Source organism: Herbaspirillum lusitanum P6-12 (assembly GCF_000256565.1).
Classification (GTDB): Bacteria; Pseudomonadota; Gammaproteobacteria; order Burkholderiales; family Burkholderiaceae_D; genus Herbaspirillum; species Herbaspirillum lusitanum.
Map to the genome: position 1 here is coordinate 1 of NZ_AJHH01000563.1, position 6,293 is coordinate 6,293.

Consider the following 6,293-nt stretch of genomic DNA (forward strand, 5'->3'; position numbering starts at 1 on the left):
TTGCGCCATGCCGCCCGACAATTGTTTGGGCAGGCTGTCTTCCCACCCGGCCAGGCCGACTTCTTCCAGCAATTGCGAAATCCAGGCGCGGTCGGCGCGGTCGCCATCGGCGAAGCCGACGTTCTGCGCCACCGTCAGCCACGGCATCAGGCGCGGCTCCTGGAAGACAAAGGCGACGCCGCCGTTGCGTTGTCCGGTTAGCTCCGTTGCACGCGTGACACTGCCCAGGAAATCCTTGTCGAGACCGGCGGCAATGCGCAGCAATGTGCTCTTGCCGCAGCCGCTGGGGCCGAGCAGGGCGACCACTTCGCGTTCGGCCAGCGCCAGTTCGACGCCTTGCAGGATGGTTTCGTCGCCGAAGGATTTGCGGCGGACCCGGATGTCGAGGATGGTGCTCATGGCATTTTTTGCAGAATGAGTTTCAGGAGCGTTCGCCGGCCTGGCTGATGGACGAACGGAGTATCGTAATTCCAAAGAATCTCGCTGACAAAGACCGATACCGCATATTCATGCGTGTTTTCCGCATGCCGCATGCTGACTTCGGCACGGATCATTTAAGAGACTCATCACAGAAATCGTCCGCATCGGCTGGTCGGTCAGCAGGCGTGCCCCTAAGCTTGTCAGGTTCAGACAACAAGGAACCGGCATGCTCTCGAAACAGTATTCACACCGCCTTCCCGTCGACTACGACGTCAGCGCCATCCGCCGTCGCGCCGCCACAATCGCTGCAGGATCAGGCGGCCAGCCTGGCGACCATCGTCAACGGGTTCAAGATGCAGGCGTAGTCCGTTTCGTCAGAATGCATGCGCCTCGTGCAACTCCGACAGGGCATGGGCCTTGAATACGGCGAGCCGTTGATCGGCACGCTGGCGTGGTTGCGGCAGGCCGACCAGGATGGTGTTGCGGATGTTGCCGGGACGGCTGCCCATCACCAGCACGCGGTCCCCCAGGTACAGCGACTCGTCGATATCGTGCGTGACCAGCAGCAGTGAAATCTGGTGCTGCTGCGCCAGGCCCAGCAGCAAGTCTTGCAGCTTCATGCGCGTGAAGGCGTCGACCGCGCTGAACGGTTCGTCCAGCAGGAGCACGCGCGGGCGCGAGTACAGGCCGCGTGCGATCGCCACGCGTTGCGCCATGCCGCCCGACAATTGTTTGGGCAGGCTGTCTTCCCACCCGGCCAGGCCGACTTCTTCCAGCAATTGCGAAATCCAGGCGCGGTCGGCGCGGTCGCCATCGGCGAAGCCGACGTTCTGCGCCACCGTCAGCCACGGCATCAGGCGCGGCTCCTGGAAGACAAAGGCGACGCCGCCGTTGCGTTGTCCGGTTAGCTCCGTTGCACGCGTGACACTGCCCAGGAAATCCTTGTCGAGACCGGCGGCAATGCGCAGCAATGTGCTCTTGCCGCAGCCGCTGGGGCCGAGCAGGGCGACCACTTCGCGTTCGGCCAGCGCCAGTTCGACGCCTTGCAGGATGGTTTCGTCGCCGAAGGATTTGCGGCGGACCCGGATGTCGAGGATGGTGCTCATGGCATTTTTTGCAGAATGAGTTTCAGGAGCGTTCGCCGGCCTGGCTGATGGACGAACGGAGTATCGTAATTCCAAAGAATCTCGCTGACAAAGACCGATACCGCATATTCATGCGTGTTTTCCGCATGCCGCATGCTGACTTCGGCACGGATCATTTAAGAGACTCATCACAGAAATCGTCCGCATCGGCTGGTCGGTCAGCAGGCGTGCCCCTAAGCTTGTCAGGTTCAGACAACAAGGAACCGGCATGCTCTCGAAACAGTATTCACACCGCCTTCCCGTCGACTACGACGTCAGCGCCATCCGTCGTCGCGCCGCCGCACGCGGCCCGATGTGGGACAACACGCCGGGGCTGTATTTCAAGTCCTTCTCGTTGCGCGAAGCCGGCAAGAACGGTGCGCCCACCAACGTCTATTCTTCGATTTATCTGTGGAAGGACGCCATGGCAGCATCCGAATTCCTGACCAGCGACCGCTTCGAAGCCGTGCTCGCCACTTTCGGCCGGCCCGGCATCGAATTGTGGTTGCCGCTGGATGCCCAGGCCGGACCTGCGCAACAAGGGCGGTGGATCTATCGCGAGGATCTGCCGTTCGGCGACACCACCGACATGGGAGCGCTGCGCGCAGCGGAGCACGAACGCAATCGTGCACTGGCACACCGTGCGGAAACGGTTGCCGCCGTGACCGCGCTCGACCCTGCGGGCTGGAAACTGGTGCGCCTGCATATCACGTCGGCGGCCTACGATGCGGAGCACGCCGGCGACGGCTATGAAGTGCTGTACCTGGCGCAGCCGCTGCTGGCAGAACTGCGCAGGTAAATCAACAAACCATGCGATTGAAAATCTGCAGCGTGAAACGTCGCGGATTTTTCTGCTATTGCGTCGCAATCCCTTGCCGACGCCGGGATGACGTCATGCTGACGAAAAATACTTTCGCATAAGGACATACGAATTCATTCGTTTGTCGACCGTTTTCGCTTGCCTATACTTGATCGCAGCTTTTTGCTTCGACATGCATACGCAAAGGAAAACTCATGACGCTGGATCGCAGAACCGTACTCAAACAGTTGGCAGCAGGCGGCGTCGGCGTTGGTACAGCAATGCTGGGGCTGCAAGCGCGCGCCGCCAACAAGCCGGCGATCATTCGCATCGGCGTGGCGCAGCCCGGCATCGGCAATCCACCGCAATTTTCCGGCAGCTCGGCGGCCGTGGCCAACGCCAAGGGCTGGGTCGAAGAGGAGTTCAAGGCCGACGGCATCAAGGTCGAGTGGTTCTTCTTCAAGGGCGCCGGTCCGGCCGTCAACGAGGCCTTGAGCAACAAGCAACTTGACTTCGCGTTCCAGGGCGACCTGCCTTCCATCGTGGCGAAATCGGCGGGACTCAAGACCAGGCTGATCCTGGCTACCGGCGTGCGTTCCAACATTTATCTCGCAGTGCCGCCCGACTCGCCGATTCAATCCGTCAAGGATTTGCGCGGCAAGCGCGTCGCCATTTTCAAGGGAACCAACGCACAGTTGCCGATCAATCGCGTGCTGGAGGCGAACGGCTTGCAGGAGCGCGACCTGCGCGCCATCAATCTCGATCAGGCCACCACGCTGGCGGCGCTGAGCACCAAGGACATCGACGCCGCGTTCGGCAACATCAACCTGCTGCGCCTGCGCGACAAGAACGCCGCGCGCATCGTCTACAGCAGCAAGGGCGGTTCGCCGATCTTCACCACGCAATCGCACGTGCTGGTGACGGAAGAATTCGCGCAGCAATATCCGGAGATCACGGCGCGTGTGGTCAAGACCTTCGTGAAGACCTCGAAGTGGGCGTCGGACGAAGTCAACCGCGAAGAAGTGCTGCGCCTGTGGGCCAAGGCCGGCACGCCGTACGAACATTGGCGCGAAGACTACGACGGCCAGCCGCTGCGCGTGCGCATCAATCCCAATTTCGATCCTTTCCTGGTCGCACGCTACAAGGACTCGGTCGAGCAGGCCTATCGCCTGAAACTGAGTCGTTCCAAGTTCGACGTCGATCAATGGATCGACCAGCGTTACCTCAAGGCCGCGCTGAAAGAACTGAACCTGGAAACCTATTGGCCGATCTTCCAGGTCAATGGCAAGATCCTGGGGACCTGATCCATGAGCGCGCAGCAGGCAGCTCTGGAGTTGTCGTCATCCGTGTCCTCACCTGTGACCTCACCCGCGTCGTCGATATCTGCGCAGGAGCCGCGTGCACGCTTCTACGGCAACTGGTCGCCGCGCTGGCTGGCCTTGCCGTTTCCCTTGTTCCTGTTGCTGCTCTGGTATGTCGCCGCGCAATTCGAATGGGTTGCGCCGCAGGTGTTGCCGTCGCCGCAATCGGTGTTGCTGACCTTCATCGATCTGGTGGCCTCGGGCGAGATGTTCGACAACCTCAAGATCAGTTTGCTGCGCGTGCTGCTCGGCTTCGGCGTGGGCCTGGCCGGCGGTTTGCTGCTGGGCGTGGCGATGGGCTTGTCGCCGGTGTTCAAGGACTATGTCTATCCGCTGTTCAAGGCCTTCAGCCAGGTGCCGGTGCTGGGCTGGCTGCCTCTGCTGATGCTGTTGGTGGGCATCGACGAAGCGCTCAAGATCATCCTGATCTCCAAGGCGGCCTTGGTGCCGATTGCGCTCAACACCTTCAAGGGCATCGAGAACGTGCCGGCCCGTTACGTCGAAGTGGCGCGCGTGCTGAAGTTTTCGCGCTGGCAGTTGCTGACGCGCGTGATCTTTCCGGCGGCGCTGCCGCCGATCTGGAACGGCGTTCGCTATGGCTTCACGCATGCCTGGCTGGCGCTGGTGGTGGTCGAGTTGCTGGCGTCGTCGGAAGGCCTCGGCTACATGATCGTGTTTGGTCGCCAGTTGTTCCAGCTGGATGTCGTGATGGCTGCGGTGGTGGTGGTCGGCGCGGTGGGCTATGTGCTGGATCGCGTGCTGGCGCGCATTGAAATCGTGCTGCTCGGCTGGCGCCGTAGCGGTTTCTGAACGGGACATCCTCATGGCGCGATCCTTTTCATACAACACGCAAGACAAACATCCCGTGCCGAAATTCCTGCGCGGATGGGTCCTGCCGGCGCTGCTGTTGCTGCTGTGGTGGTTGGCGGTGAAATTCAACTGGTCGACCTCGCCCTTGCTGGTGCCGGTCGACAAGGTATGGGACACCGCGGTCGAACAATTTCGCAGCGGCGAACTGGCGATCGCGCTGGAAGCCAGCCTGCGGCGCGACCTGATCGGCTTCGCCATCGGCGTCAGCGCGGGTCTTGTGTTTGGTGTTGCGTTCGGCTTGTCGCGTTTGTTCGAGCGGATGATCGGACCGACCTTTCATACGCTCAAGCAAATTTCATTGTTTGCCTGGATTCCGCTGTTGTCGGTGTGGTTCGGCCTGGGCGATCCTGCCAAGGTGGCGTTCCTGTCGTTGGCGGCATTTTTCCCGGTGGTGCTCAACACCTTCGAAGGCATACGCAGCGTGCCGGCCGAACTGGTCGAGGCGGCGCGGGTGCTGAAATTCAATCGCCGCCAGTGGCTGTTCAAGCTGATCCTGCCGGCGGCGTCGCCGTCGATCCTGGCCGGCATCCATCTGGCGCTGATCTATGCGTGGCTGGCGACGCTCGGCGCCGAATACCTGCTGGTCTCGGGCAAGGGCATCGGCAATACCATGATCGATGGGCGCGAATTATTCCTGATGGACCTGGTGATCTTCGGCGTGATCGTGGTCGGCTTTGTCGGCTTCGCGCTGAACTGGCTGGCGGCACGCCTGGAGCGCCGTTTGCTGGCGTGGCGCGGCCGTTCGGTCGCACAATTTTAAGGAATCGATATGTCGCAAGCCGGCACGCTGGATATCCAGCATCTCAGTAAATCCTATCCGGTCAAGGACGGCGACCTGGCGGTCCTCGACGACGTCACGCTGACCATCACGCCGGGCGAGTTCGTCAGCATCGTCGGCTCCAGCGGCTGCGGCAAGTCGACCTTGCTGCGCCTGATTGTCGGACTGGAAGAAGACTACCGGGGCCAGGTGCTGCTGGATGGCGAACGCATCGTCGGCACCAGCCTGCGGCGCGGCATCGTGTTCCAGGAACATCGGCTGTTTCCCTGGCTGACCGTGGAAAACAATATCCAGTTGGGCCTGCTCAACGCAGATCTGACGCCGGGTCAAAAACGCCTGGCGGTGCGCGAGCACATAGCGCTGGTCGGTCTTGAAGGTTTCGAGAAATCCTATCCGCACCAGCTGTCGGGCGGCATGGCGCAGCGCGTGGCGATTGCGCGCGCGCTGGTGAGCAAACCGGAAATCCTGCTGCTGGACGAACCGTTCGGCGCGCTCGACGCCTTGACGCGCGCATACCTGCAGCAGGAGCTGCACCGCATCTGGCAGGCCGAGGGGATCACCATGATCCTGGTGACGCATGACGTCGAGGAGGCTATTTACCTGGGCGACAAGGTGGTGGTGATGGAGCCGCGGCCGGGGCGCATCCGCCGCATCGTGCCGGTCGGCCTGGCGCATCCGCGTGAACGCGCGGCGGTCGGCTTTGCCGAGGTCAAGCAGCAGGTGCTGCGGGAGTTTTCGGGCGACAGCGCCAGCCTTGCTGAGCCGCCTTTGCGCAGCGACGCACCCGAACCTCAAGAGCCGCAGCAATGGCGTTTTGCAATCTGATGCTGCTATCCGAAACCGAAAACATAACGACAACGCAACGAGACAACCACGCAATGAGCAACAAACAGAATCAGTCTGCAGGGCGCAGGCGCTTCCTGCGCGGCGCGCGCGCGCAC

The 6,293-nt window shown here is 61.7% G+C and carries 9 protein-coding genes; 5 read left to right on the forward strand and 4 right to left on the reverse strand.

What is annotated here, in order from left to right; all coding sequences use genetic code 11:
• The 4 genes from HLUSI_RS0118655 to HLUSI_RS32880 all read right to left on the reverse strand — a co-directional run.
• Positions 1 to 399, reverse strand: a 399-nt coding sequence (locus HLUSI_RS0118655; RefSeq protein WP_016835392.1) for an ATP-binding cassette domain-containing protein, incomplete at its 3' end; no start/stop codon positions are given.
• The gene (locus HLUSI_RS32875; protein WP_016835393.1) at positions 396 to 554 is read right to left on the reverse strand and encodes a hypothetical protein; all 159 of its coding nucleotides are present in this window, start codon (positions 552 to 554) and stop codon (positions 396 to 398) included. The genes HLUSI_RS32875 and HLUSI_RS0118655, both read right to left, overlap by 4 nt.
• 240 nt (positions 555 to 794) lie before the next feature.
• Positions 795 to 1,526: an ABC transporter ATP-binding protein gene (locus tag HLUSI_RS0118660; protein ID WP_016835394.1), complete on the reverse strand. Its 732-nt coding sequence runs from the start codon at positions 1,524 to 1,526 to the stop codon at positions 795 to 797.
• Positions 1,523 to 1,681, reverse strand: coding sequence for a hypothetical protein (locus HLUSI_RS32880; RefSeq protein WP_016835393.1), 159 nt, complete (start codon positions 1,679 to 1,681; stop codon positions 1,523 to 1,525). Before HLUSI_RS32880 ends, HLUSI_RS0118660 begins: the two co-directional genes overlap by 4 nt.
• Before the next feature lie 92 nt (positions 1,682 to 1,773).
• On the opposite strand from HLUSI_RS32880, the gene HLUSI_RS0118670 reads away from it, so the two are divergent.
• The 5 genes from HLUSI_RS0118670 to HLUSI_RS0118690 all read left to right on the forward strand — a co-directional run bounded on the left by HLUSI_RS0118670 (position 1,774) and on the right by HLUSI_RS0118690 (position 6,177).
• Positions 1,774 to 2,343 (forward strand): DUF4865 family protein, encoded by a 570-nt coding sequence (locus HLUSI_RS0118670; protein ID WP_016835395.1) that lies wholly within the window; start codon positions 1,774 to 1,776, stop codon positions 2,341 to 2,343.
• A 215-nt stretch (positions 2,344 to 2,558) separates the two neighbouring features.
• The gene (locus tag HLUSI_RS0118675; protein WP_016835396.1) at positions 2,559 to 3,647 is read left to right on the forward strand and encodes an ABC transporter substrate-binding protein; all 1,089 of its coding nucleotides are present in this window, start codon (positions 2,559 to 2,561) and stop codon (positions 3,645 to 3,647) included.
• Positions 3,648 to 3,650: 3 nt separating this feature from the next.
• Positions 3,651 to 4,514, forward strand: coding sequence for an ABC transporter permease (locus HLUSI_RS0118680; RefSeq protein ID WP_083830991.1), 864 nt, complete (start codon positions 3,651 to 3,653; stop codon positions 4,512 to 4,514).
• A gap of 13 nt (positions 4,515 to 4,527) precedes the next feature.
• The gene (locus HLUSI_RS0118685; protein WP_016835398.1) at positions 4,528 to 5,334 is read left to right on the forward strand and encodes an ABC transporter permease; all 807 of its coding nucleotides are present in this window, start codon (positions 4,528 to 4,530) and stop codon (positions 5,332 to 5,334) included.
• Positions 5,335 to 5,343: 9 nt separating this feature from the next.
• The gene (locus tag HLUSI_RS0118690) at positions 5,344 to 6,177 is read left to right on the forward strand and encodes an ABC transporter ATP-binding protein (protein WP_016835399.1); all 834 of its coding nucleotides are present in this window, start codon (positions 5,344 to 5,346) and stop codon (positions 6,175 to 6,177) included.
• Positions 6,178 to 6,293 lie beyond the last annotated feature (116 nt).

What these genes read in the sequence shown, in the direction of transcription:
- HLUSI_RS32875 (WP_016835393.1), bottom strand. Translation starts at nt 554, where the DNA reads ATGATCCGTGCCGAAGTCAGCATGCGGCATGCGGAAAACACGCATGAA.
- HLUSI_RS0118660 (WP_016835394.1), bottom strand. Translation starts at nt 1,526, where the DNA reads ATGAGCACCATCCTCGACATCCGGGTCCGCCGCAAATCCTTCGGCGAC.
- HLUSI_RS32880 (WP_016835393.1), bottom strand. Translation starts at nt 1,681, where the DNA reads ATGATCCGTGCCGAAGTCAGCATGCGGCATGCGGAAAACACGCATGAA.
- HLUSI_RS0118670 (WP_016835395.1), top strand. Translation starts at nt 1,774, where the DNA reads ATGCTCTCGAAACAGTATTCACACCGCCTTCCCGTCGACTACGACGTC.
- HLUSI_RS0118675 (WP_016835396.1), top strand. Translation starts at nt 2,559, where the DNA reads ATGACGCTGGATCGCAGAACCGTACTCAAACAGTTGGCAGCAGGCGGC.
- HLUSI_RS0118680 (WP_083830991.1), top strand. Translation starts at nt 3,651, where the DNA reads ATGAGCGCGCAGCAGGCAGCTCTGGAGTTGTCGTCATCCGTGTCCTCA.
- HLUSI_RS0118685 (WP_016835398.1), top strand. Translation starts at nt 4,528, where the DNA reads ATGGCGCGATCCTTTTCATACAACACGCAAGACAAACATCCCGTGCCG.
- HLUSI_RS0118690 (WP_016835399.1), top strand. Translation starts at nt 5,344, where the DNA reads ATGTCGCAAGCCGGCACGCTGGATATCCAGCATCTCAGTAAATCCTAT.